The 23,859-nt window shown below is 64.7% G+C and carries 25 protein-coding genes and 1 pseudogene; 15 read left to right on the top strand and 11 right to left on the bottom strand.

All coding sequences use genetic code 11. The features are described 5' to 3' along the window. Nucleotides 1-51: 51 nt before the first annotated feature. A complete protein-coding gene (locus tag A3K89_RS21870) occupies nucleotides 52-513 on the bottom strand; it encodes a DUF5318 domain-containing protein (RefSeq protein WP_068430680.1) in 462 nt (153 codons plus the stop codon). Nucleotides 514-570: 57 nt separating this feature from the next. Between A3K89_RS21870 and A3K89_RS21865 the strand changes: the two genes are divergently transcribed. The 4 genes from A3K89_RS21865 to A3K89_RS21850 all read left to right on the top strand — a co-directional run bounded on the left by A3K89_RS21865 (nucleotide 571) and on the right by A3K89_RS21850 (nucleotide 4,017). Continuing rightward, nucleotides 571-1,389 carry a DUF1707 SHOCT-like domain-containing protein gene (locus A3K89_RS21865; protein ID WP_254303630.1) on the top strand — a complete coding sequence of 273 codons (819 nt, stop codon included), beginning with the start codon at nucleotides 571-573 and terminating at the stop codon, nucleotides 1,387-1,389. Between the two features lie 7 nt (nucleotides 1,390-1,396). Then, nucleotides 1,397-2,245 (top strand): DUF1707 SHOCT-like domain-containing protein, encoded by an 849-nt coding sequence (locus tag A3K89_RS21860; RefSeq protein ID WP_254303629.1) that lies wholly within the window; start codon nucleotides 1,397-1,399, stop codon nucleotides 2,243-2,245. Nucleotides 2,246-2,369: 124 nt separating this feature from the next. Next, nucleotides 2,370-2,948 carry a PadR family transcriptional regulator gene (locus A3K89_RS21855; protein WP_068430997.1) on the top strand — a complete coding sequence of 193 codons (579 nt, stop codon included), beginning with the start codon at nucleotides 2,370-2,372 and terminating at the stop codon, nucleotides 2,946-2,948. Then, entirely contained in the window at nucleotides 2,941-4,017 is a 1,077-nt protein-coding gene (locus A3K89_RS21850) for an inositol-3-phosphate synthase (RefSeq protein WP_068430677.1), read from the top strand. The genes A3K89_RS21855 and A3K89_RS21850 overlap by 8 nt, the downstream gene beginning before the upstream one ends. Before the next feature lie 51 nt (nucleotides 4,018-4,068). Here the strand turns inward: A3K89_RS21850 and A3K89_RS21845 are convergent, their stop codons facing one another. Genes A3K89_RS21845 through A3K89_RS21835 form a run of 3 tightly spaced genes read right to left on the bottom strand, consistent with a single transcriptional unit; the run spans nucleotide 4,069 to nucleotide 6,889 of the window. Next, nucleotides 4,069-5,121 carry a PDR/VanB family oxidoreductase gene (locus tag A3K89_RS21845; RefSeq protein ID WP_068430673.1) on the bottom strand — a complete coding sequence of 351 codons (1,053 nt, stop codon included), beginning with the start codon at nucleotides 5,119-5,121 and terminating at the stop codon, nucleotides 4,069-4,071. Continuing rightward, nucleotides 5,118-5,996, bottom strand: a complete 879-nt coding sequence (locus A3K89_RS21840; RefSeq protein WP_068430670.1) for a metal-dependent hydrolase — start codon at nucleotides 5,994-5,996, stop codon at nucleotides 5,118-5,120. The genes A3K89_RS21845 and A3K89_RS21840 overlap by 4 nt, the downstream gene beginning before the upstream one ends. After that, the gene (locus tag A3K89_RS21835; RefSeq protein ID WP_068430667.1) at nucleotides 5,993-6,889 is read right to left on the bottom strand and encodes an alpha/beta fold hydrolase; all 897 of its coding nucleotides are present in this window, start codon (nucleotides 6,887-6,889) and stop codon (nucleotides 5,993-5,995) included. Before A3K89_RS21835 ends, A3K89_RS21840 begins: the two co-directional genes overlap by 4 nt. Before the next feature lie 134 nt (nucleotides 6,890-7,023). On the opposite strand from A3K89_RS21835, the gene A3K89_RS21830 reads away from it, so the two are divergent. Next, a complete protein-coding gene (locus A3K89_RS21830; protein WP_068430664.1) occupies nucleotides 7,024-7,695 on the top strand; it encodes a TetR/AcrR family transcriptional regulator in 672 nt (223 codons plus the stop codon). A 14-nt stretch (nucleotides 7,696-7,709) separates the two neighbouring features. Here A3K89_RS21830 and A3K89_RS21825 read toward each other — a convergent pair whose 3' ends face one another. Then, nucleotides 7,710-8,402: a CPBP family intramembrane glutamic endopeptidase gene (locus A3K89_RS21825; RefSeq protein WP_068430661.1), complete on the bottom strand. Its 693-nt coding sequence runs from the start codon at nucleotides 8,400-8,402 to the stop codon at nucleotides 7,710-7,712. A 63-nt stretch (nucleotides 8,403-8,465) separates the two neighbouring features. Between A3K89_RS21825 and A3K89_RS21820 the strand changes: the two genes are divergently transcribed. Beyond that, entirely contained in the window at nucleotides 8,466-9,056 is a 591-nt protein-coding gene (locus A3K89_RS21820) for a TetR/AcrR family transcriptional regulator (protein WP_068430658.1), read from the top strand. A gap of 21 nt (nucleotides 9,057-9,077) precedes the next feature. Here A3K89_RS21820 and A3K89_RS26070 read toward each other — a convergent pair whose 3' ends face one another. Genes A3K89_RS26070 through A3K89_RS21805 form a run of 4 tightly spaced genes read right to left on the bottom strand, consistent with a single transcriptional unit; the run spans nucleotide 9,078 to nucleotide 12,419 of the window. After that, nucleotides 9,078-9,254 carry a hypothetical protein gene (locus A3K89_RS26070; RefSeq protein ID WP_165839539.1) on the bottom strand — a complete coding sequence of 59 codons (177 nt, stop codon included), beginning with the start codon at nucleotides 9,252-9,254 and terminating at the stop codon, nucleotides 9,078-9,080. Next, nucleotides 9,251-10,072 carry a carbohydrate ABC transporter permease gene (locus A3K89_RS21815; protein ID WP_068430655.1) on the bottom strand — a complete coding sequence of 274 codons (822 nt, stop codon included), beginning with the start codon at nucleotides 10,070-10,072 and terminating at the stop codon, nucleotides 9,251-9,253. Before A3K89_RS21815 ends, A3K89_RS26070 begins: the two co-directional genes overlap by 4 nt. Then, nucleotides 10,069-11,118, bottom strand: coding sequence for a carbohydrate ABC transporter permease (locus A3K89_RS21810; RefSeq protein ID WP_174551489.1), 1,050 nt, complete (start codon nucleotides 11,116-11,118; stop codon nucleotides 10,069-10,071). Before A3K89_RS21810 ends, A3K89_RS21815 begins: the two co-directional genes overlap by 4 nt. Nucleotides 11,119-11,147: 29 nt before the next feature. Further along, nucleotides 11,148-12,419 (bottom strand): ABC transporter substrate-binding protein, encoded by a 1,272-nt coding sequence (locus A3K89_RS21805; RefSeq protein ID WP_068430652.1) that lies wholly within the window; start codon nucleotides 12,417-12,419, stop codon nucleotides 11,148-11,150. 185 nt (nucleotides 12,420-12,604) lie between these two features. Between A3K89_RS21805 and A3K89_RS21800 the strand changes: the two genes are divergently transcribed. From A3K89_RS21800 to A3K89_RS21765, 7 genes and pseudogenes are all read left to right on the top strand, one after another. Beyond that, nucleotides 12,605-13,423 (top strand): DUF2786 domain-containing protein, encoded by an 819-nt coding sequence (locus tag A3K89_RS21800; protein ID WP_068430991.1) that lies wholly within the window; start codon nucleotides 12,605-12,607, stop codon nucleotides 13,421-13,423. A 12-nt stretch (nucleotides 13,424-13,435) separates the two neighbouring features. Beyond that, nucleotides 13,436-13,897 carry a hypothetical protein gene (locus tag A3K89_RS21795; protein WP_068430649.1) on the top strand — a complete coding sequence of 154 codons (462 nt, stop codon included), beginning with the start codon at nucleotides 13,436-13,438 and terminating at the stop codon, nucleotides 13,895-13,897. Then, nucleotides 13,860-14,186: a TfoX/Sxy family protein gene (locus A3K89_RS21790; protein WP_068430646.1), complete on the top strand. Its 327-nt coding sequence runs from the start codon at nucleotides 13,860-13,862 to the stop codon at nucleotides 14,184-14,186. The genes A3K89_RS21795 and A3K89_RS21790 overlap by 38 nt, the downstream gene beginning before the upstream one ends. 18 nt (nucleotides 14,187-14,204) lie before the next feature. After that, the gene (locus tag A3K89_RS21785) at nucleotides 14,205-14,717 is read left to right on the top strand and encodes a TIGR04338 family metallohydrolase (RefSeq protein ID WP_302050743.1); all 513 of its coding nucleotides are present in this window, start codon (nucleotides 14,205-14,207) and stop codon (nucleotides 14,715-14,717) included. A gap of 16 nt (nucleotides 14,718-14,733) precedes the next feature. After that, a complete protein-coding gene (locus A3K89_RS21780) occupies nucleotides 14,734-15,498 on the top strand; it encodes an LLM class F420-dependent oxidoreductase (RefSeq protein ID WP_068430644.1) in 765 nt (254 codons plus the stop codon). A 115-nt stretch (nucleotides 15,499-15,613) separates the two neighbouring features. Next, a pseudogene (locus A3K89_RS26505) lies at nucleotides 15,614-17,346 on the top strand (ABC transporter substrate-binding protein/permease). 2 nt (nucleotides 17,347-17,348) lie between these two features. Beyond that, nucleotides 17,349-18,077: an amino acid ABC transporter ATP-binding protein gene (locus tag A3K89_RS21765; protein WP_068430635.1), complete on the top strand. Its 729-nt coding sequence runs from the start codon at nucleotides 17,349-17,351 to the stop codon at nucleotides 18,075-18,077. Between the two features lie 63 nt (nucleotides 18,078-18,140). Here A3K89_RS21765 and A3K89_RS21760 read toward each other — a convergent pair whose 3' ends face one another. After that, a complete protein-coding gene (locus A3K89_RS21760; protein ID WP_068430631.1) occupies nucleotides 18,141-18,941 on the bottom strand; it encodes a siderophore-interacting protein in 801 nt (266 codons plus the stop codon). A gap of 1 nt (nucleotide 18,942) precedes the next feature. Continuing rightward, on the bottom strand, nucleotides 18,943-19,920 hold the full coding sequence (gene fepB, locus A3K89_RS21755; RefSeq protein ID WP_068430627.1) for a Fe2+-enterobactin ABC transporter substrate-binding protein: 978 nt from the start codon (nucleotides 19,918-19,920) through the stop codon (nucleotides 18,943-18,945). 166 nt (nucleotides 19,921-20,086) lie between these two features. Here fepB and A3K89_RS21750 point away from each other — a divergent pair, with 166 nt between their 5' ends. Both A3K89_RS21750 and A3K89_RS21745 read left to right on the top strand, forming a co-directional pair. Next, a complete protein-coding gene (locus A3K89_RS21750) occupies nucleotides 20,087-21,427 on the top strand; it encodes a helix-turn-helix domain-containing protein (protein WP_254303628.1) in 1,341 nt (446 codons plus the stop codon). Nucleotides 21,428-21,532: 105 nt separating this feature from the next. Then, nucleotides 21,533-23,578, top strand: coding sequence for a PhoX family protein (locus A3K89_RS21745; RefSeq protein ID WP_068430621.1), 2,046 nt, complete (start codon nucleotides 21,533-21,535; stop codon nucleotides 23,576-23,578). Nucleotides 23,579-23,859: the final 281 nt, after the last annotated feature.

Raw genomic sequence — 23,859 nt, 5'->3', positions numbered from 1 at the left:
TGCGGCAGGCACATCCGTATGCCGACCGGATCGATCATCGCAGCGATTGTGTCATTCGCTCGCGGTGCGACGGTTCGGTTGGCGGGATCCGGACCGCGACCGGCGCGGTCTCTTGGGGGCTGGAACTGCACCCATCACGTACGACTGAACCAGGTGGTTCCAGCTGCAGGATCGGCAGACCTCGACGACGTGCACCGAGAACTCCTCCTGAGTCGCCGCGAGTCGGACCAGTTCGTCTGCCGTGCGTGCCGACCCCGACAGGGGACCGAGCTTCTCTCCGAACACCCACGACACGTGCGTGAGCTGTTCCTTCCGGCAGATGGGGCAGACCACGTCGCTTCCGCGCCCGTGGAACTTGGCTGCTCGTAGAAGGTAGGGGTCGGCGTCGCACACAGCGCTGACGCCGGTCCTGCCGGAATAGACCTCGGCGAGCAGCGACCGTCGCTGAAGGGCGTAGTCCACCACCTGTCGCTGAAGTCGCACGCTGACCAGAGTACGTGCGGCCGCGGACATGCGGATCGGCCACCGTCGAAGCTGTCCGATCGGGGCCGCGGAAACTATGCTCCACCTGTGCCGACACGACTGCCCCCATCGACACGGGCCCGCGACGTCGATCGCACCGACGCCGCCGCGACACTCGACGAGGCCCACGCCGACGGGCAGCTGTCCGATGCAGAACACGCGGCGCGCATCGACCTCGCGCTCGAGGCGGAGACTCTCGCCGATCTGCACGCGCTGATCGAGGACCTGCAGGGCACGACACGATTGACGCCGATGTCGGCACCGATCGAGCCCGCCCACCCGGTCCGAACTGCGCGTGCGTCGCGTACCGGTTGCCTCGCCGTCGCGGTGCCCGCGGTCGCGGCTGTCGTCGCGCTGGTGTTCGGGATCCGGTCGTGTGCTGCCGACGGCGATCCGGTGTCGACGTACGGAGACATGGGCTATCAGAACCCGGCTGTCGTGGCGGACATCGCACGCGCCCTGGCGGAGAAGACCGGCACGACCGTCGTCGACAGTCTCGGTCTGTATCCCGGGTACGCGATCGTCCGCATGCCGGCTCCCGGCCTGCCGCAGAAGCAGGTGTCCTACGACTTCCGCGACGGCGAACTCGACGACTTCGACGACACCTGGTCGAGCGCACGCGAGGCGAACCAAGGCCAGATCGACCTCACGACGCTCGATCTGCCCAGGATCGCCGGTGTCGTGGCCGGCGCGGCGGACAGTCTGAACCTGTCGAGGATCGACAGCCTGAACATTCAGATCCGCGGTACGTCGGACGGACCGCAGGTATTGATCAACGCGGACAACACGGACGAGGAGCGAGGAATGATGTACGTCGATCCGTCGGGCAACTTCCTGTACGTCGATCCGTTCCGATTCGGAGAGTAGGGCGACCGTGGCTCTGTCACCGAAGAACCGCGCCCCCGCACTCCGAGCGCGCGACATCGACCGTGGGCTCATAGCGAGCGCACTGGATCAGGCTTACGCCGACGGGCAGTTGAGCGTCGACGAACATCATTCGCGCACCGCCGCGGCGCGGGCAGCGGTCACTCTGGGTGAACTGCACGCACTCGTTTCCGATCTTCAGCTCGACGTCGACCTTCCGGAGCCGACGCCGCCGCGGTCGAGACGGGGACCCGCCCTGCTCCTGGCGTCGGGTGCGGTCGTCGTCCTGGCCGTGGCCGCAGCGGTCATCCTGACGAGCGCGGACGACGAACCTGCTGCCGCGGAACCGACGCAGACCCAGGTGCCGGAGGTGTCGATGCCACTGCCCGGGTCGGTGACGCCGATCGTCGCCGCGCCGTTCGTGTTCGACACCGCCGAAGGCCTCGACGACTTCCGCGCGCGATACCTCGAACGATTCGGCAATTCCGAGGTCGTCGAGCTCAGGCTGGAAGTCGACGAGGACAACCGGGCCGACATCTACCGACTGAACGCCGAGGGACGCGTCGAACGCGTCATGGTCCACGGCGGGTTCGAAGTTCAGCCCGACACGTCGTTGCGTGCCGAAGCTCAGCAGACCTTCGACTGGGCACTGCTCGACTCGGCCGTCGTCGCCGGGGTGATCGCGGGAGCACCGGCCACCGTCGGCGACACGAGGGGCAATGCCGACTGGGTGCAGATCGACAACGACGGTGGTCTGCAACGCATTTCGGTCTCGGTCGAGGCTCCGGACTCCATGGGCGGGCGCGTCGAGACCGACTTCTCGGGCAATCCGACGTACGTCTCACGCGTCGACAACTAGTTTTTAATGTCTTTACAAGATAACTTGTCGCTATGTATGTACATATATCGACGCGATACATTTTGTGTATATGCTCGGAAATCGCATCAGGTTGTGCGGTTCCGGCGTCGGGGAGGAGATGAGCATGCTCGAGCTTGCGATTCTCGGTTTGCTCCTCGAAGCTCCGATGCACGGATACGAGCTGCGTAAGCGTCTGACGGGTCTCCTCGGAGCCTTCCGGGCGTTCTCGTACGGCTCGCTCTACCCGGCTCTGCGTCGTCTGCAAGCAGACGGGCTCATCGCCGAAGACGCTGGACCCGACGCGCTCGTCAAGCGTCGTGCCCGACGCGTCTACGAGCTGACGCCACTCGGCAAGAAGCGTTTCGCCGAGTTGGTCGCGGACACGGGACCGCAGAACTACACAGACGACGGTTTCGGCGTTCACCTCGCCTTCTTCAGTCGCACACCGGCGGAAGCACGGATGCGCATTCTCGAAGGCAGGCGTCGCCAGGTCGAGGAGCGTCGAGAAGGATTGCGGGAGGCCATCTCCCGAGCCAACGGCACGCTCGATCGCTACACCCGTCAGCTGCACCAGCTCGGTCTGGAGTCCAGTGAACGTGAAGTTCGCTGGCTCAACGAGGTGATCGCAGCCGAACAGGCGGGACCGTCGAACACATCGAACCCGAAGAGCGTTTCGAAAGAAGGAGAGCCCGACCATGGGTGAGAACAGCATTCGCGTAGCAATTGTGGGTGTGGGCAACTGCGCCGCCTCCCTGGTTCAGGGTGTGGAGTACTACAAGGACGCGGACGAGAACGTCACCGTTCCCGGCCTCATGCACGTCAAGTTCGGCAAGTACCACGTCCGCGACGTCGAGTTCGTCGCCGCGTTCGACGTGGACGCCAAGAAGGTCGGATTCGACCTGTCGGACGCGATCTTCTCGAGCGAGAACAACACCATCAAGATCGCCGACGTGGCGCCGAAGGACGTGCAGGTTCTGCGCGGACCGACGCTCGACGGACTGGGCAAGTACTACCGCGAGACCATCACCGAGGCCGACGGCGACGCCGTCGACGTGGCACAGGCATTGCGCGACGCGAAGGTCGACGTGCTCGTGTCCTACCTCCCCGTCGGATCGGAGGAGGCCGACAAGTTCTACGCGCAGGCCGCCATCGATGCAGGCGTCGCGTTCGTCAACGCACTGCCCGTCTTCATCGCCAGCGATCCCGTCTGGGCCCAGAAGTTCGTCGACGCAGGCGTTCCCATCGTCGGCGACGACATCAAGAGCCAGGTCGGTGCCACCATCACGCACCGCGTCATGGCAAAACTGTTCGAGGACCGCGGAGTTCAGCTCGACCGGACCATGCAGCTCAACGTCGGCGGCAACATGGACTTCCTCAACATGCTCGAGCGCAGCCGCCTCGAGTCGAAGAAGATCTCCAAGACTCAGGCCGTCACGTCGAACCTGCAGCGCGAGTTCAACACCAAGGACGTCCACATCGGACCGTCGGACCACGTCGGTTGGCTCGACGACCGCAAGTGGGCGTACGTGCGCCTCGAAGGCCGTGCCTTCGGTGACGTGCCGCTGAACCTCGAGTACAAGCTCGAGGTCTGGGACTCGCCCAACTCCGCAGGCGTCATCATCGACGCGGTGCGTGCGGCGAAGATCGCCCTCGACCGCGGCATCGGTGGACCGGTCATCCCGGCATCGGCGTACCTGATGAAGAGCCCGCCGAAGCAGCTCGCCGACGACGTCGCGCGTCAGCAGCTCGAGGCGTTCATCATCGACGCATAGGCGACTTCGTCGCATGTGAGTGGGAATGTACAGAGGGCTATACATTCCCACTCACATGTGCAGTGTCACTTCTTCCCCCTCGGTCCGCTCGGTGCAGATCAGCATGCCGTCGGGCCTGCCCTCGACCGGCACGCGGCAGGTGCCGCAGAATCCCTGGCGGCACGAATAGGCAACGTCGGGCCGAAAAGGCTTGACCGCGTCCAGGATCGACTTGTCGGCGGGCACTGTGATCCGCTCACCGGTGCGATTCAGTACCACGGTGAACGGTACGCCGTTCACGATCGGCGGCGCCGAGAAGCGCTCGAAGTGGAACTCCGACTCCGGGTGAACACCGCGGTGCAGGCTGTCGATCATCGGCATCGGACCGCACGCATAGATCGCGGATGCCGGCGTCGAACCTTCGAGAAGTGTCTGCGCAGAGGGGATTCCGTCCACGTCGTCGGTTCGGATCGACACACGGTCGCCGAAGCTGCGCACGTCGTCGAGGAACGGCAGCGAGTCCTCGCTACGACCGGTGTAGACCATCGAGAAGTCGACGCCCAGACGCTGGGCCAGCCGCGCCATCGGCAGGATCGGCGTGATCCCGATGCCGCCCGCGACGAAGTGCAGATGATCGGCGTCGGAGCCGTGCCCGGGTACCGCGAATGCGAACGCATTGCGCGGGCCTCGAATCGTCAGCTGCGTGCCGACGCTCACCTCGTCGTGCATCTCGATCGAACCGCCGTCACCGTCGGGTATGCGGCGCACGGCAATTCGATAGGTCGTACTGTCCGCCGGGTCGCCACACAGCGAGTACTGCCGCAGTCGCCCGGACGGCAGTTCGACGTCGATGTGCGCACCCGCACGCCACGACGGCAGCTCACCTGCACCTGCCAACACGAAACCGACGACGTTCTCGTCGTGCGCCTCGACGGTTCGTCCGACCACGACGACGGACATGCGTCGATCGTTCTGCTCGCCCACGACATCCTTTCGATGCCAGAGCCGCAGAGACTGCATGTGCGCGTTCATCAATCGTTCCAACACGCGGAGCAGCGGATCCCGCTCCCGACGTCCGTACAGGTCGCCTGGGATGGCGTCGGGAACGGGTAGCGCGACGTTCATCGGTGTGCCGCCCGAGCCGCGGGCGACTTCGCGAGGTAGGCAACGGCTTGCGCCGTGCTTCCTTCGTTCTCCGGTGTGTACGACGGCTTCAGATACCGCGCAACGCCTTTCGTCATCTGCATCAGCGACGGCAGCGCGCCGCGGCGCGTCGCGCCCAGCCAGCCGAGCCACAGCCTCACGTACCCGCGATTCTTCATACTCGCGTCCTGGGTGACGATGTACCGGGTGCCGCGCAGCAACAGCACCATGAAGGCGACGAACGCAATGACCATCGCGACGTTGCGCCGAAAGTACCCGACCCCGAAGTACATCGCGACGTCGTGTGCGACGTTGCGGTGCTCCACTTCCTCGGCCCCGTGCCACCGGTAGAGGTCGATCATCGTTGCGTCGCCGCCCAATTCGTCCCAGCGAGAGTTCAACGCATAGTCACCGAGGAATGCGGTCAGATGCTCGATGGCACCGATCAAGGCGATGCGTTCGACCAGTTGCTGCTTCTGCGCTGTGGGCGTCGACGCAGGTCGGGGTCCGAGAACCTTGCGCATCAGGTATTCGGCGTGCGCCGCGAACGGCCTTGGGTCGACGCCGTGCGCGTCGAGAAAGTCGTACAGCACGACGTTGTGGGTCTCCGCGTGCATCGCCTCCTGGCCGATGAATCCGAGCACGTCCTCGCGGAGTTTCGCGTCGGCGATCAGAGGCAGGGCCTCGGTGTACGTTGCGCAGAACCACCGCTCACCCTCGGGCAGAAGCAGATTCAGCGCACTGACCGTGTGCGACGCGACGGGTTCCGACGGCATCCAGTGCAGCGGCGTGCTCGACCAGTCGAACGAGACATTGCGTGCATGCAGCGAAATATCGCCTGGCTCATGGGCGTTCACTTCGAGTTCCTTTCGACGAACGAGGCGGTGGCGGTGGCGACCAGTTCCGGGTCCTTCAGCGGCAGCCAGTGGCCGGAGCGCACATCGGTTCGGCTGACGTCGGCCACCCAGCGATCGATTCCTGCGAACGACGCAGGCCGGACAGCGGGGTCGCGCGACGGGACGAGCAGTTGAACCGGAACGTGGGTGTAGCGCTCGTCGGGACGCAGGATCTTGCGCGGAATATTGGCGCGGTAGATGCGAAGACCGCGAATCATGTCCTGCTGCAGGGTATCCGCGAGATGAATGTGTCGCCCCGGAACCCGCTCGAACAGGCGTAGGCCGAGTGCCCACGTCCAGCGACGGCCGAACACACGAAAGACCGCGCGCGGCAATGCTCCCGCCATGAAGAACAGCGTGTACGCACCCGATACGAGCTGAGTGAACAGCTGCCACAGACCTTTCGGAGTCGACGGCGCCTGCCGCATCCACTTGCCCAAGTGATCGAGACTCGGGCCGGAGATCGACGTGAACGAGGCGACGCGCACCTCGGCACCCGGTTCGCAGATCGCCTCCCACACCTGGATCGACCCCCAATCGTGGGCGAGCACATGTACCGGCGTCGAACCGGCCACCGCGTCGACGACGGCCATGAAGTCGTCGGCCAACTGCTCGAGCCGCATCTCGGCGACGGTTCCCGTTCCGGTGGACCGACCGTGGCCGCGCGTGTCGTACGAGACGAGACGGAAGCGATCGGCGAGACGCGACGCGACCCCGTCCCACAGATGGTGGGTATCCGGCCAGCCGTGTACGAGGACGAGCGTCGGTCCGGTGGGGTTGCCGCTGACGAACACGGCCAGTTCGGCACCGTCGACGCGCACCGACGTGATCTGCCGTTCTCTCTCGATGGTCATGCGTACTCCAGGTCGTTGTTACCGACGGTACGATAAACGTTACCGCCGGTACGGCTCACTCGACAATCCACCATCTGCGACGGCGGTGTCAAGGCTTCGCCACGACTACCTGCGGTAACACCTAGGATGGTGCGATGCCGACGTCACGAGACCCGGAAGCCCGCAGGACGCACATCCGCGAAGAGTTCGTCGATGCTGCCTTTCGCGTTCTCGACGACCAGGGCCCGAATCCGAGCATGAACGACATCGCCCGCGAGGCCGGCACGACGAAGCCACGGCTGTACCGCCAGTTCGCGGACAAGGCCGATCTCTACAGCGCCGTCGCACAGCGGATGGCCGACGAGGTCTACGAGCTCGCCGTGTCGGACTTCAACTTCCTGCTCGACGCCCCGTCGTCGGCGCTGAGACATGCGATCACCGGTTATGCGCAGGTCGTGGCCAGGCATCCCAACGTGTTCCGCTTTCTCGCCCAATCACGTTCGGCGCCAGAGGGTTCGGGCGCCGCTCCGCCGCTCGATATCGGACGCGACATCAGCGATCGGTTCACAGGCGTGGCGACGTCGATCTTGAAGTCGGTCGACGTGGACACCGACGGCATCGACTACGCCTGCCGCGCCGCTGTCGGGGTTCTTCTCGCGGCGACCGACTTGTGGCTCGACGCACCCGACGCTCAGCCGGCCGAGTTCGTCGACAACGTCACCGACCTCGTGTGGGGAGTGCTCGACGCGTTTCTGCGGCGCAAGAAAGTGGATCTCGACGCCGACGAGCCCATCTTCGTCACCCTTGCCCGGTTGAAGGGAGAGTAGCCGTCGCGAACGGGTCATCCACCCATGACGGTCGGTATGAGCATGGGCAGGTTGATCAGCAGGTGCAGAAGCATTGCGGCCGGCAGATTGCGACGCACCAGGGCGATGGCGGCGATGGCGGCGGCGCCGGGAAGTTGATGCAGCAGCCACGACGGTCCGAAGAACACCAGGTGCGGTAGAACGAAGATTGCCAGGCTCGTGGCTGCCCCGAACCACCGTGCGGCCTGTCCACCCCCGAACAGCTCCCCGAGCCGTTCGGCGAGAAATCCTCGGTAGACGATCTCCTCGGTGACGGCGGCGGTGACGATCAATGCCAGAACGCCGACCACTCCGAGGGCGATGACAGTCTCGATGCCGTCGTTGTTCCGCTGTGGCGCAATCAGGCCTATCAGCCAGGCCCACGACATGACTGCGCCGAACGCGTACAAGACCCATTCGATGTCGCGTGAGGTCGGCCTACGAATGAGCAGCGATCCGAGACCACGGCGTTCGACAGCGACGACGACGACCAGCAGCAGCGCAGCGCCGAACCACTTCCATGGATCGCCCGCCGACGGTCCGCTCGATCCGAATCGCAGATCCAGCCCTGCTATTTCGATGTCCGGCGGACGACCGTAGATGCCGACGATCACGGTCGCCCCGAGGACCAGGCTGAGCAGCAGTCTTTTCCGCGACATGTCCAGCGCAGACGATTCCTCCGCTACCATGATCGCTAGAGTACATACTCTAGAGCGAACACTCTAGCGATCATGATTCGGAGGATACGATCGGTGACCCCACGAGCGCGCTCCACCGATCGACGAGACGACATCGTGGCCGCCGCCTATCGCTGTATCGCCCAGGATGGATACGAACGGACGAGCACAGCGCAGATCTGCTCGGCTGCAGGCGTGTCCTCGGGTACGTTCTTCCACCACTTTCCGACCAAGATTTCTGTTCTCGTTGCCATACTTCAGCGGGACCTCGAGCGCATTCGACAGCTGATGAACGACATCGCTCGGCACGCGACGCGCGACGCCGACGGTGCGCTGGCATTGTGGACGGAGTACGTGATTGCCGACGCGTCGGACAGCGATCTTCCCGGGTTCGTGGCGGCTCTCGCCACCGTCCCCGACCACCACGACGTGACCAGTGCGTTGAACGCCGAGACAGAACTCGTTCACGACACTCTTGTTCGGATCGTCTCCGAAGGGCAACGTCAGAAGACCATGCGCGTCGACCGGACGGCTGCGAGTAGTGCACTCTGGCTTCGCATTTTGTCGGACGGCGTGCTGCACCACGTCGTCGAGCACAGGCCGTCGACGGTCACCGAACATCGGCACGAATTGTTGGACGCTGCACGACGTCTGGTCCAGCCCTGACATCCGATCAGGGCAGCTAGCTCAGGCCCTGATCCGCCGCACGACGAACCAGAGTGCAGCCAGGAGGCCCACCAGCACCGCCGACGCCATCATGCTCGGCTCACCGCGCACGATGCCCGCGACCGCAGCGACGAACGCCATCAGCGCGAAGAACCCGAGGATGCCCGCCACGAGCTGCAGGTGGTCCTGAGCACTCACGACTTGACGCCGCCCGCGGTCAGACCGGAGATGATGCGGCGCTGGAAGATCAACACCATGACGACCAACGGAATGGCGACGATGGTTCCTGCGGCCATGATCGCCGCGTACGGCACGACGTGTGGGTCGTTGCCCGAGAACCGCGCGATCGCGACGGTGACGGGTTCGGTCTTGTCGCTCGACAGCTGGCTCGCCAGAAGGTACTCGTTGACCGCGGCGATGAAGGCCAGGATCGCGGTGGTGAACAGCGCGGGTGCGGCCATGGGCAACATCACCAGACGGAAGGCCTGGAAGCGTCCTGCACCGTCGATGCGCGCGGCTTCTTCGAGCTCCCACGGCAATTCGGCGAAGAACGCCGTCAGCGTGTAAATGGTCAGCGGCAGCACGAACGAGATGTTCGGGATGATCATCGCCTGGTAGCTCCCGATCCACCCGATATCGGTGAAGAACTGGAACAGCGGCGTCACGAGGGCGACGACCGGGAACATCGACGCACCCAGCACGATGCCGACGACGATGTACTTGAAGCGGAAGTCGATGCGGGACAAAGCATATGCGGCGAAGATGCCGATGACGAGACCGACGAGCGTCGTCACACCACCGATGATCAGGCTGTTGACGACGGCGCGCAGGAAGTTGTTGCCGTTGCTCGTCGACAGTGCGTTGGAGAAGTTCTCCATCGTCACGTGCGTCGGCCAGGGCGTCGTGTCGAACGTGTAGCGCGGATCGCGCAGCGCGGTGACGACCATCCAGTAGAACGGCGCGAGACCCCAGACGAGGATGATCACGACACCGAGGTAGATGCGTGCTGTCTTCATCGGATCTCACCTTTACGCTGCTTCTCCTGCGTCGCAACCGCATTGGCGCCCAGGAATTTCACCAGGACGAACGCGACGATGAAGATCATGATGAACGAGATGGTCGACAGTGCCGCGGCGCTGTTGAATCCTTGGCGGATCTGTTCGACGACGAGGATCGAGATGGTGCGCGTCGCGGGATTGCCCTCGGTGAGAATCGCCGGAAGGTCGTACATGCGCAGCGCGTCCATCGTGCGGAACAGAATGGCAACCATCAGAGCGGGTTTCACGAGTGGCAACGTGATCCGGGTGAACCGCTGCCACGCCGACGCACCGTCGACGCGCGCAGCTTCGTAGACGTCGGCTGGAATCATCTGCAGCCCAGCGAGAATCAACAGCGCCATGAACGGCGTCGTCTTCCAGACGTCGGCGATGATGACCGCGAACCGCGCTGGCCACGCATCACCGGTCCACAGGATGTTGGTTCCGAGAATCTTGTTGGCGATTCCGTCGTACGCGAAGATGAAGTACCAGAGCTTCGCGGTGACGGCCGTCGGAATGGCCCACGGAATCAGGATGGCCGCACGCAGCAGAGCTCGCCCGGCGAACGTCTTGCCCATGATGACGGCCATCGCGAATCCGATGACGACCTCGATGGCCACCGTCACCACCGTGAAGAAGGCCGTGTTGCCGACGGCTCCCCAGAACTGGGAACCGAGAGTGCCGGGGGGACAGGGCACGAGCGTGCCCGACGCCGACGTGCACTGCTGCAGAATCCAGTGCGTGTAGTTGGAGAATCCAGCACTGCCGCCCTTGACGAACATTCCCGTCGCGGGATCGAGCCCCTGGTCTTTCTGGAAGGACATGATCACGGCTCGAATGACCGGGTAGGCGATGACGATCGCCAGAATCACCAGTGTCGGCGCAATCAGCAACCAGGCCCGGCCGGAGGTCAGTCCGAACCGGCGCTTCTTCTCGGTGCGTGCATGTCGACCGCGGCCGGGGGAATCCCCCCCGGCCGCGGTCGTCGGTGCAGCCCCACTGGTTTCACCAGTAGGCACAGCCATATGAATTCTCCTGCTGAAGAAAGAGGACGTCAGTTCGAGCTTGCCGACTCGATACCGGCCTGCATGTCCGCGATGGCCTGGTCCACGGTCTTCTCACCCTTGATAGCGGCGAAAGCGTTGTCCTGCACGGCCTTCGAGACGGCCGGGTAGAACGGGGTGACCGGGCGAGGAACAGCGTTCTCGATCGACTGCTTCAGAGCCGGGAGGTACGGCATCTCGGCGATCAGGGCCGGGTCGTCGTACAGCGAGCCGAGCACGGGAGGCAGTGCGCCCTCGGCGATGATGCGCTGAGCCTGCTCGCCCTGCAGGAAGCGCAGGAAGTCGGCAGCCGTGGCCTTGTGCTCCGAGTACGCGCTGATCGCGGCGTTGTAGCCGCCGAGCGTCGAGGTGCCGACACCGGTGACTCCGGGCAGCGGTGCGACCGCGTACTTGCCTGCGACTGCCGAGCCTTCCTTGGCGGCGGTGCCGTAGACGTACGGCCAGTTGCGCAGGTAGAGCGCCTTGCCGTCCTCGAACGCCTGCTGGCTCTCGGGCTCCTTGAACGTGGTGTCCTGAGCGGGGATGACATTGTTCTGGAACGCCGTCACCAGTGCCTGCAGACCGGCCTTGGCCTCCGGGCTGTCGACGGTCGGCGTCGTGCCGTCCTCGCCGACGAAGGATCCGCCGTGTGCGTTGATGATCTCCGACGTGTTGACCGTCAGACCCTCGTACGACGCGAACTGTCCTGCGTAGCAGTCGATGTTGTTCTCCACCGCAACAGTGCAGCTCGCGGTGAGCTCGTCCCACGTGGTGGGCGCAGCGGGAACGAGGTCGCTGCGGTAGAACAGCAGGCCGCCGTTGGTGTTCTTCGGTGCTGCGTACTGCGTGCCGTTGTAGGTGGCGCTCTCGACGGTGGCCGGGAGAACACCGGCGTTGTCGAGTGCGAACTCGCCTTCGAGCGGAACGAGCCAGCCCTTGGCTGCGAACTCGGCGGTCCAGATGACATCGAGTGCCATGACGTCGTAGTCGGTCTGCTCTGCCTGCAGGTGCTGGACCAGGTCGTCGTGGGCCTGGTCGGCGTCGTTCGACTGTTCCTTGAACGTGACCTGCTCGTCGGGGTTGGCCGCGTTCCACTCGTCGATGATCTGGCGGACGACACCGGTCTCGGTGGTGTCCTTGCCCTCGACGTAGGTGATGGGGCCGCGACCGTCGGTGTTTTCCGACGCAGAATCGCTCGAGCCGCTGTCACTGGAACATGCGGTGATCGTCAGCAGGGCCGCAGCGGTCGCCGCCACCGCTACCTTCGTGATCGAAGACGCCATTTGTCTCTCCACTTGATTCGTACAACGTGGTGTGCGCGGGAGAAGTCACACGGGAACACCGAATGTGCCGTCCCCCACGCACATGTCGATAGGCACTGTGGCACACAAATCACCCGAAAGGGGTGATTACGCCATCACTGAATCGGTCAACAATGCTGTCGGTGTCGGGGAGTACCGTCACGCGGGTGAGTTCCGAGAAGATGCTGACCCGCATCGGCGGGCTGCTGCGGCAGGCGGAGTCGACCGACAACCCGCACGAGGCCGAGGCCTTCATGGAGGCTGCGCAGCGGCTCGCGACGTCGGCTTCGATCGATCTCGCGGTCGCGCGGTCGCACAGCGCGTCCCGTGAGAAGCAGGCGACGCCGTCGCACCGCGTCATCACCATCGGTGAGCCCGGCAAACGCGGCCTGAAGACGTTCGTGCATCTCTTCGTGTCCATCGCGTTCGCCAACGACGTCAAGTGCGACGTGGCCAGGACGTCGACGCAGGTGTTCGCCTATGGCTACGACTCCGACATCGATACCTGCGAGGCCCTCTACTCGAGCCTGCTGATCCAGATGGTTCGCGCGTCGGACGCCTACATCAAATCGGGTGCCTATCGCAGCGAGACCGCGGTGCGGACGGTCGTCGAGACGGTCGGGCGACGACGATACAAGCGTCGGGAAACAGTGCCGGTCGCCGCGGTGACGGCCCGTCTCAACTTCCAGACGGCGTTCGCCGAACGCATCGGGAAGCGCTTGGAGGCGGTGAAGAAGGAGGCCGAGGCCACGGCCATCGCGGAGGAAAGGGCCGACGCAGGTACCGCGCTCGCGCTGCGCAACAAGGAAGTCGAACTACAGGACTACTACTCGTCGACGTCGACTGCACGGGGCACGTGGAGGCGTCAGAGCGCCGGCGCCGGCTACTCCCGCGGCGCGCGTTCGGCGGGCGACCGAGCAGGCCGGGCGGCCCGGCTCGGCGGTGAGACCGAGATCGGTCACTCGACCAGGCAGCTCGGGCGCTGATGCGCGAGTAGTTTGAACGCCAGCTCCGACGGCTCGACCACCTTGTTCGTCCTTCTCGGCCGCATCGCCGATCGCACTCTCGACGACGCAACTCGTCGAGAAGCCGTGCTCGTCGAAGCCACCTTGCGAGACAGCATCCGCGCGAAGGCACTCGACGTGCCGGACATAGCCCAGGCCGCGCGGGCGGCGCGGGAACGGGGCGTCACCGTTCACCTGCTCGACGACGGTGGCCTCGGACCGTACGAAACCGCCGTCGCCGACGAGATCCGCGGTGCCATCGTCGGCCATTTACGCTGCGCCACATCGGGTTCCATCACGGTGCGCATATTGCCCGCCGGTAGGCCGACGCTCGCGGCCGTCGTCGTGCAGTCGGGCGATCACACGGAGCGCTACGAGTTTCCAGCGCCGACGGGCGAACAGGCGCACACTCTCTTCCATGGCCTACGACGCGGAGTTGGCAGATCGCATTCGTGACGCGCTGGCGGGGGAACCACCGGTGGTGGAGAAGAAGATGTTCGGCGGCCTCGAGTTCATGGTCCGCGGCAAGATCGCCGTCGGCGCGCATGCAGATGGCGAGATGCTCGTGAAGATCGACCCCGCCTGCAACGACGAACTGACGGCACGGCCAGGCGTACGGCGGGCCGTGATGGGCGGCCGCGACATGGGAGACAGTTGGATCATCGTGTCGGCCGACGCGTTGGAGGGCGACGGCGTGCGTTTCTGGGTCGGCGTCGCGCTGGAGTACAACGCGGCACACACCTAGGACATTAAGCTCGCGCCGGTGAAGACGAAGGATGCGCAGCGCTCCAAGGTGTACGACGCGGAGACCATGGTGCGTCTGATGTTCGACCGCGCCGACGAGCGCAACCTGCGCACCGTGCAGATTCACGGGTCGACCATCACGCTGCCGATCGAGCGGAAGTTCGCGTCGATCGAGTCGGTGCAGGCCTACGTCGACGCGGTCCTGCAACTGAACTGGGTCCGCGAGCGCTGGCCGGATGCGGGAGGCGTCGTACATGTGCGAGAACGGTCGGGAGCGGGCGCGTCGCACTACGAGCGGGACACGCAGACCATCGCGGTACCCCTGCATCGCCGGAACGAGGCGTGGGCACTGCGGGAGCTCGTCGTGCTGCACGAGCTGGCCCACCACTTCGAACCGCCCGACACCGAATTGCCCTCGCACGGAGGTGAATTCGTCGAGCGTTTCGTGACGCTCGTCGAGGAGATCATCGGGCAGGAAGCAGGCTTTCTGCTACGGGCGACGATGCTCGAGGCGGGTGTGGAAATTCGTTAGGGCGCACAATGGCGGAATGACTGTGAAGATCGGTGTTCAGCTTCAGCCCCAGCATGCTCCCGACTACGGCCTCATCCGCGACGCGGTTCTGCGCTCCGAGGACGCGGGCGTCGACATCGTGTTCAACTGGGATCACTTCTATCCCCTGTACGGCGACCTCGACGGCGCCCACTTCGAGTGCTGGACGATGCTCGGCGCGTGGGCCGAGCAGACGTCGAACGTCGAGATCGGCGCCCTCGTCACCGGCGGTGGCTATCGCAACCCCGACCTGCTCGCCGACATGGCCCGCACCGTCGACCACATGAGCGGCGGCCGGCTGATCCTCGGAATCGGCGCCGGGTGGAATCAGAAGGACTACGACAACTTCGGCTACGACTTCGGCACCCCCGGCTCGCGCCTGAAACTCCTGGCCGAGTACCTGCCTCGCATCGTGAACCGCCTGAAGGTCGGCAACCCGGCACCGACGCGTGAGATCCCCCTCCTCATCGGTGGTGGCGGCGAGAAGAAGACGCTGAAGCTGGTCGCGGAGTACGCGAACATCTGGCACAGCTTCGCCGATCTGGACGAGCTGAAGCGCAAGTCCGACATCCTCGCGGGGCACGGAGAGACCGTCGGCCGCGACGTCACGTCCATCGCTCGGTCGGTGTCCTGGCCGGGGGCGGACAAGGCGCAGGATTTCGTCGACGCCGGTGCCACGCTGTTCACCGTCGGAACGGGCGGTCCTGAATACGACCTGACCGAAGTGAAGGACGCCATCGCGTGGCGTGACGCGCACCGCTAGATCACAAGGACCGCTCGCGGCGGAATACGATTCGGTCGGTGCTGGTTGGTTCCAACCGCACTCCGATTTCTGGACGTCAGCGCAGCCGCGCTAGCCTCAGGAGTCTTTCATCCACATATCGAGGAGTTCCGCCGTGACCAGTCGACGTTTACGAGGCCGTGCCATCGCAGCCATTGCTGCGACGCTTGCACTCACGCTCGGGGCCGTCGCCTGTTCGAGCGACAACAGCTCCGGCGGGACGGGTGAGAACGCGCTTGCGGGCTCCGACCAGGCATCTCTGGACAAGTACACGACGGACGACGTCACCCCGCTCGATCAGATCGACACCGCGAACCTCGGTCTGATCGAGCCGGGCAAGCTGTACGTCGGCACGCTGTCCGACGCGCCGCCGAACATCTTCATCGACGCAGCGGGCAACTTCACCGGCTTCGACAACGAGCTGCTGAAGGCCGTCGCCGCAAAGCTGAACCTGACGGTCGAGTTCTCGGCCACCGAGTTCTCGGCGCTGCTCGCCGCCGTCAACAACAAGGTGTACGACGCCGGCTCCTCGTCCATCTCGACGACGGATGCTCGCCGCCAGACCGTCGGCTTCACCAACGGGTACGACTTCGGTGAGATGGCACTGGTCGCGAAGAACGACTACGCCATCAAGAAGATCGCCGAGCTCGACGACCAGCAGCGCATCGGCGTCGTGCAGGGCACGGTGCAGGACGACTACGTCACCAACACGCTCGGCATCGAGCCGGTTCGGTTCCCGGACTACAACACCGCGTACGCCAACGTGAAGTCCGGACAGATCGACGCGTGGGTCGCCCCGTCGCAGCAGGCATCGGGTCAGGTCAAGGCAGAGGACGGCGTCGCCATCCTCGAGAAGACGATCAACACCACGAACTTCACGGCATTCGCCGTCGCGAAGGACAACCAGCCGTTGATCGACGCGCTGAACTCCGGACTCGATGCGGTCGTCGCCGACGGCACCTGGGCCACGCTGGAGAAGCAGTGGTACCCGGACCGTGAGGTTCCGTCCGACTGGAAGCCGGGCAGCAAGGCTTCCACGCCTCCTGCCAACTGATTCACCGATTTCACATGAGCACACTGTCGAATCTGTACGACACGTTCTTCGATTGGGAACTCATCTGGGACACCGTTCCCAAGCTGATCACCGTCGGATTGCCGAACACCCTGATCTTGGCTGCGTCCTCCGGGGTGATCGGTACGGTGATCGGACTCGGGCTTGCGGTGGCGGGCATCTCCCGCTCCCGCTGGCTGAGATGGCCTGCGCGGGTGTACACGGACGTGTTCCGTGGCCTCCCGGCGGCCGTCGTCATTCTGTTGATCGGGCTCGGTTTCGGGCCGACGCTCACGCAGTTCACCGGCAGCCGCAGTCCGTTCCCGCTCGGAATCGCTGCGCTGTCGCTGATGGCGGCGGCGTACTTCGGTGAGATCTTCCGCTCCGGTATCCAGAGCGTCGATTCCGGACAGCTCGAAGCGTCACGAGCGCTCGGGTTCAGCTATCGGCGATCGATGGCACTCGTCGTCGTCCCGCAGGGCATCCGACGCGTCCTCCCGGCGACCGTCAATCAGTTCATCTCGCTGATCAAGGACAGCTCGCTGATCTACTTCCTCGGGCTGCTCGCGTCGCAACGCGAGTTGTTCCGAGTGGGCCAGGACACCGCTGCACAGACCGGCAACCTGTCGCCTCTGTTGGCGGCGGGCGTGTTCTATCTGATCCTGACGATTCCGCTGACGCACCTGGTCAACTACATCGACAAGCGGCTGCGCTCGGGCAAGGCCGACACTTCGGGAACCCTCGATCCGGTCAAGGTCTCGCTCGTGGTGGAGAGGTAGACATGACATCAGTGTCGTTGACCGGCACCGACATTCACCTCGCGTTCGGTACCAACAAGGTGCTGCGCGGGGTCAACGTACACGTCGACGCAGGCAGGACCACGACGGTCATCGGGCCGTCGGGATCCGGCAAGTCGACGCTGCTGCGCGCGTTGAACCGGCTGCACGAACCCGATCAGGGCGACATCCTGCTCGGTGGAAAGTCGGTCCTCAGGGACAATCCCGACGAGCTACGTCAGCGCATCGGCATGGTCTTCCAGCACTTCAACCTGTTCCCGCACAAGACCGTTGCGGACAACATCACGCTCGGTCTGCGCAAGCTCAAGGGGATGTCCAAGGAGGAGGCTCGCGCGGCCGCGCTCGAACAGCTCGAGCTCGTCGGGCTGAGCAACAAGGCCGATTCGCGGCCCGGCAACCTGTCCGGTGGTCAGCAGCAGCGCGTCGCGATCGCCCGTGCCCTCGCGATGAAGCCGCAGGTCATGTTCTTCGACGAGGCCACGTCGGCGTTGGACCCCGAGCTCGTCAAAGGCGTTCTCGCGTTGATGGCCGACCTCGCATCCGGTGGTATGACGATGGTCGTCGTCACGCACGAAATGGGTTTCGCCCGTTCCGTGTCGAACAAGGTGCTGTTCATGGATCACGGCATGGCCGTCGAAACCGGTACGCCCGAGCAGCTTTTCGACGATCCGCACACCGATCGCTTGAAGCAGTTTCTGTCGCAGGTCTTGTAGGCGCCTTCGGCGCACGTGCACGAAAATACATAGGCCGCTATGTGTTTTCGTGCACATGGGACGTCAGTCGCCTATCTCCAGATCGTCGATATCCGCGAGAGTCCCACCCGCCGCGAGGATCTTCTGGTAATTGATCCGGCGGCGATTGTCGATATCCGTCGTGCTCACGCCGCGCTTCCAGTAGCCGAACACCGCGACATCGTCCTTCTCGAGTCCGTGCGTCGTGCGGAAGAACTTACGGATCGCACGCATCTCGTCGCGCTCGCCGGCACCCCACACCACATGTGCGGCAGGAGTTTCGAGTCGCAAAGCCTGCTCGGCCAGACTGTCGTTCTTGCCGATCAGGTGCAGTTCGACGCCCGGGACATCGGGCAGTTCGTCGAAAGCCTCGGCGTCGTCGGTGGCGACCCAACCGATGGCGGTTCGTCCGACAGGCCACTGCTGCAGGATCGCAAACAGTGCAGGGATGGCCGTGTCGTCGGCGAAAATTGCTGCGCGCCGGTCCTTCTCGGGCACCACGAAGTGAGGCCGCGGACCGGTCAGCGCGAACGTGTCACCGATCTGCAGGGAATGCACCCATCGCATCATCGGGCTCTCCTCGCCATGTAGAACGACGTCGACCATCATCGAGCTCGACTTCGCGTCGAACGACCGAACGGTGTAGACCCGCGACACGTCGTCGAACTCAGGGCCGAGCTGAATCCGCAGAGCGGTATTGGGCCGCAACCAATTCGGGTTCTCGGTTCCCTGCGTCAGTCGCGCGGTGAACCGCAGGATGCTCGGAGCCGGACGCTCCAAAGCCTCGATCTGCGCGACGGTGTCGTCGAGCTCACGGTCGTGTGCGCTCTCGCGTAGTACTGCCATCTCATCGCCCCTTCTGAAAAAGCGACACCAGCAGATCGACTGTCTGCATAGCGCTGTAGTAATCGAGCCTGAATGCTGCTGTGCCGAGCGAGAACACGCGGTTCTGCGAGACTGCCACCTGATTGGCCAACAACGGTTCCGCCGTCAACGCACGATCCTGATCCGCCGGCCCCATCGACACCGCGAACAATGTTCGCGAATCCGCGAAAGCCGCAGACAAGTTCTCCGGACTGACCACCGCTACGCCGGACGCGCCCTGACGCGGGGTCTGCAGATCGGCGGGTGGATCGTTGTACGTGAACCCGAGTGAGGTCAGCAGCTTGCCCTGCGGACTGTCCGACGTGAATGCCCAGACGCCGTCGGCCTGCAAGTACACGAGAGCGGTGACGGGCTGTTCCGGCAGAGCGATTTTCGCGGCCTGCTCGGCGACCCACGCGTCGTAGTCGTCGACGACGCGCTCGGCCTCGTCGTCGAGCCCCGTCGCCGTACCGAGTTCGCGAGTCACGTCCTCCCACGACGGCGTGCCGTAGTCGATCAGCACCGTGGGCGCGATGGCGCTCAGCTGGTCGTACGCGTCGAGCGTCGAGTCACCACCGTTCGACGACCCGATGATCAGATCCGGCTCGAGGAGTTGCACGGCCTCGAGGTTCAATGCGAGCCCGTCGTACGCGACCTCGACGCCGCGCGCATCGGCCTCGGACGCCCACTGAGTGAAGAAGCCCTTGTCGTCCGACAGACCCGACGGCGTGGTCGCAGCACTGCCGACGACGGGGGCACCGATCGCCAACAACGCCCCGGTCAACGACGGCGATGTCGAGACGATGCGCGTCGGTTTCGACGTCAGTTCGGTTGTGCCTGCGGCGTGCTCGACGGTTCGGGACCAGCCGCCGCTTCCCGCCGGCGGGTTCTCGGGCGTCGCGCAGCCCGCGAAAAGAAGGGCGGCGAACAGTGGGACTGCCGCCCGTGTGGATCGAAGCATTCGTCGGTCTCTCTCGCTCAGGGGTGGAACGCACGTAAAGTTAGCCAAAACTAAGTACGAAAAGTTGCCCGGGAGCGCCAACGTGTTACCAGTACCGCCATGCCGCGGCGAGACGACGGCTGCGCCGAGCTCGATGCTGTTCTGGACAATGACGGGGACGGCGCGAGTGACTGTCGATGACACGTCCTACGACGTCCCGGCCGGCACGTCGGTGCGAATTCCAGCAGGTCGACGCGTCAGCATGAACACCGCAGCAGGGACCGTCGCATTCCCGATCCTGCTGCCGCGTGCCGATCCTGCGACCGAGCCGACCGTCGTGACGCAGGCCGTCGTCCCGCCGGAATGGGACGACGGCCTGGTGCACGAGTTCGCCTTGAACCTCCGATACCTGCGCGGCGACGCGTCAGCCAGGTCCAATCTTGCCGGGTCCGTCCCGCCCGGCACGTCGACGCTTCCGCCGCTCCCGCGTTCGGCGGAGTCGTTCGACGTCGCACAGGCGATTCTCCGGGACCCTGGCTCGCGACGGTCACCCGCCGAGTTCGCCGATTTTGCCGGGATCAGTGTCAGGACCATGCAACGACGATTCGCTCACGAGACAGGACTCTCGTTCACGCAGTGGCGAACTCGGGCGCGCATTGCTGCCGCAATCGGTCATCTGGCCGATGGTCGCAGCGTCGGGTGGATCGCGAACGAGGTCGGGTTCTCGACAGTGAGCGGCTTCACCACAGCATTCACGGCCCATATGGGCGTGAGCCCGAGACGGTATCGAGCTGCACCGATACCGAACGTCGAACTACTTTCTGCACCAACGTTACCCGCGGGATCGACGTGGCCCCGCGTGAACGGTGCGCACGTCGCGGTCTGGATGTACCGAGGATGTGGGACCGCTCGGATCGGCGAGCGAGTCGTACCGCTCGACGAAGGGCAGGCAGTCATCCTGCCCGCAGGTGTCCGCAATACTATCGACGTCGACGAGGGCTCTCTGTTGTTGCCTGTCGGTTTTCGGTCACCGCAGGATGTGTCGACGACAGGCGGGCACGTGCACTTCACCCGTGCCGACGAGCCGTATCTACTGCATCGGGTCGTGTCCACCTACACGACGCTGCGGCCTCGAGTGTTCGACAGCGCCAGCCTGTTCGATTGGATGGCGTCGACGTCCGACACCGGCGCGCCGACCACATCCCTCGCCGCACGATTGGCCGCCACGATCGCCAGGCATCCGGCCGACACACGCACGCTCGCCGAGTGGGCGTCGACACTCGGCGTCGACGAACGCCGATTGCGCACGGAGTTTCGCACCGAGACGGGATCGACGTACCCCAGGTGGCGGGCGCTGTCACGAATGACGCACGCGCGCAATCAACTTCACCTGGGTGTCGCGCCGAGCGTCGTCGCCCGACGGCTAGGGTACGCGCACATGTCCGCGTTCACCCGGGCGTTCACCACCGCGCACGGAATTTCGCCCAGAGATTTCGGGCGGCTTCGCCATGTGCATAGAAATACATAGCGGGCTATGTATTTTCGTGCACGTGCGCCGAAGGCGCCTCCCGTTGGTCCCGGCGTAACCGAGACGTTCCTTTACCTTTGCTTTTGACTGACACTGTGCCGAGTCATGAAGCCACTACCCTTGTTCGCGGTGCACGACGGAAGCTCCGCACGCTCCAACATGACCTGCAAGTACAAGTGCGGCGACGCCTGCTTCCACGAGGTCCCGAACACCTCGAAGGGGCAGTACTTCGGTGACATCGTCAAGACGGCCATGACCAGGCGCGGCATCCTGCGCGGCGGTGCGATGGCAGTTGTTGCGGTCGGTGCGGGCGGCGTACTCGCAGCGTGCAGCAGCGACGACTCGTCCACGACCACCGCAGCGTCGGGCAGCACCACCGCTCCCGAGGTCGACGGTGTCGACTTCACCGCGGTCGCGCCGAACACCGAGGACGCCGTCGTCGTCCCCGAGGGCTACGAGCAGCAGGTGTTCCTTCGCTGGGGCGACCCGGTCGTCGAGGGTGCACCGGCGTTCGACTTCGACAACCAGACCGCTGCGGCTCAGGCCATGCAGTTCGGCTTCAACAACGACTTCGCGGGCCTGCTGCCGATCGAGGGCACCCCGAACGCGTACCTCCTGGTCGTCAACCACGAGTACACGACCGAGCCGTTCCTGTTCAAGGGATACGACGAGGAGAACCCGACCCGCGAGCAGTTCGAGATCGGCCTCGCCGCTCACGGCCTGTCGGTCGTGCAGGTCAACGGCGAATCCGGTTCGGGAAAGCTGACTCCCGCGTTCGGCCAGTACAACCGTCGTATCACCGGCACGACCGAGTTCCTCGTCACCGGCCCCGCTGCGGGTAGCGACCTGCTGAAGACGTCGGTCGACCCGACGGGCACCCGCGTGCTCGGTACGTTCAACAACTGCTCCGGCGGCCTGACGCCGTGGGGCACGGTGCTGTCCGGCGAGGAGAACTTCAACCAGTACTTCGGCAACGCCGAGACGGTCACGGATCCCGCTGCGGCAGAACGCCTTGCGCGCTACGGCATCGAAGGGGCCGGCAGCGACCGCAAGTGGGAACGTTTCGACAAGCGCTTCGACATCGCGCAGGAACCCAACGAGGTCAACCGATTCGGGTACGTCGTCGAGGTCGATCCGTGGGATCCGAACTCGACCCCGATCAAGCACACCGCCCTCGGACGCTTCAAGCACGAGGCCGCGACTATCTACGTCACCGACGACGGCACGGTCGTCGCCTACAGCGGTGACGACGAGCGCTTCGACTACATGTACAAGTTCGTCTCGAGCCGAAAGGTCATGCCCGGCAACGGACAGGCCGCGATGCGCGAGAACATGCGCATCCTCGACGCGGGCACCCTGTACGTCGCCGTCCTCACCGGCGATGCTCCCGACCAGATCGACGGCAGCGGAACGCTTCCCGAGTCCGGCAAGTTCGCGGGCAAGGGCGAGTGGATCCCGATCCTGCGCACGAACGAGGACGGACGCGGAGAGTCCCTCGTCGACGGCATGTCCGCCGAAGAGGTCGCCGTGTTCACGCGTCAGGCAGGCGACAAGGTCGGCGCGACGAAGATGGACCGCCCCGAGGACTTCGAGCCGAACCCGGTCACCGGCAAGGTGTACGTCGCGCTGACCAACAACACCAACCGCGGCACCGAGGGCAAGGCAGCAGCCGACGAGGCCAACCCGCGCAACAAGAACAAGAACGGTCAGGTCCTCGAGATCGAGGACGACCACGCGGGCACATCCTTCGTGTGGAACCTGCTCATCGTCGCCGGCGACCCGAACGAGGCCGACACCTACTTCGGCGGCTTCGACAAGAGCCAGGTCAGCCCGATCTCCTGCCCGGACAACCTCGCGTTCGACAGCAAGGGCAACCTGTGGATCTCCACCGACGGCAACGCCCTCGAGTCCAACGACGGCCTGTTCGCCGTCGTGCTCGACGGTGAGCGTCGCGGCGAGACCCGTCAGTTCCTGACCGTCCCCGCAGGCGCCGAGACGTGCGGCCCGATCATCCAGGACGAGCGCGTCGTCGTCGCCGTGCAGCACCCGGGCGAGTTCGACGAGGCGTCGGCCGACAACCCCATCTCGCACTGGCCCGACGGCGGCAGCTCGCAGCCGCGACCCGCGATGGTGGCGGTCTGGAAGGCCTGACTGCCAGCACGACGCTGACAGAGGAGGGTGCGTACTAGCCGGTTCGTTCCGGCTGTGCGCGCCTTCCTCGTTGTTAGTTCTCCTCCAATCGTCACAGCAGTTCTGTGACTTCTCTTCAGGCTCTCGGCGCACCCTGTAACGCGGTTGACCGGTGATAACGATTGTGTAAACCTCGTGTGCACACAATCCGGTGGCCAGGGACTTTCCAGGCACGAGTGCAGACGGCGTTACGGGGCAGCGCGGTTCTGCCTTTGATCCCGACGAACTCCGTCATCGGCAGG

Origin of the sequence: Rhodococcoides kyotonense (assembly GCF_001645385.1) — a bacterium.
Classification (GTDB): domain Bacteria; phylum Actinomycetota; class Actinomycetes; order Mycobacteriales; family Mycobacteriaceae; genus Rhodococcoides; species Rhodococcoides kyotonensis_B.
The sequence above is the reverse complement of the archived record's forward strand: the minus strand, read 5'-3'. Positions and strand labels throughout refer to the sequence as shown.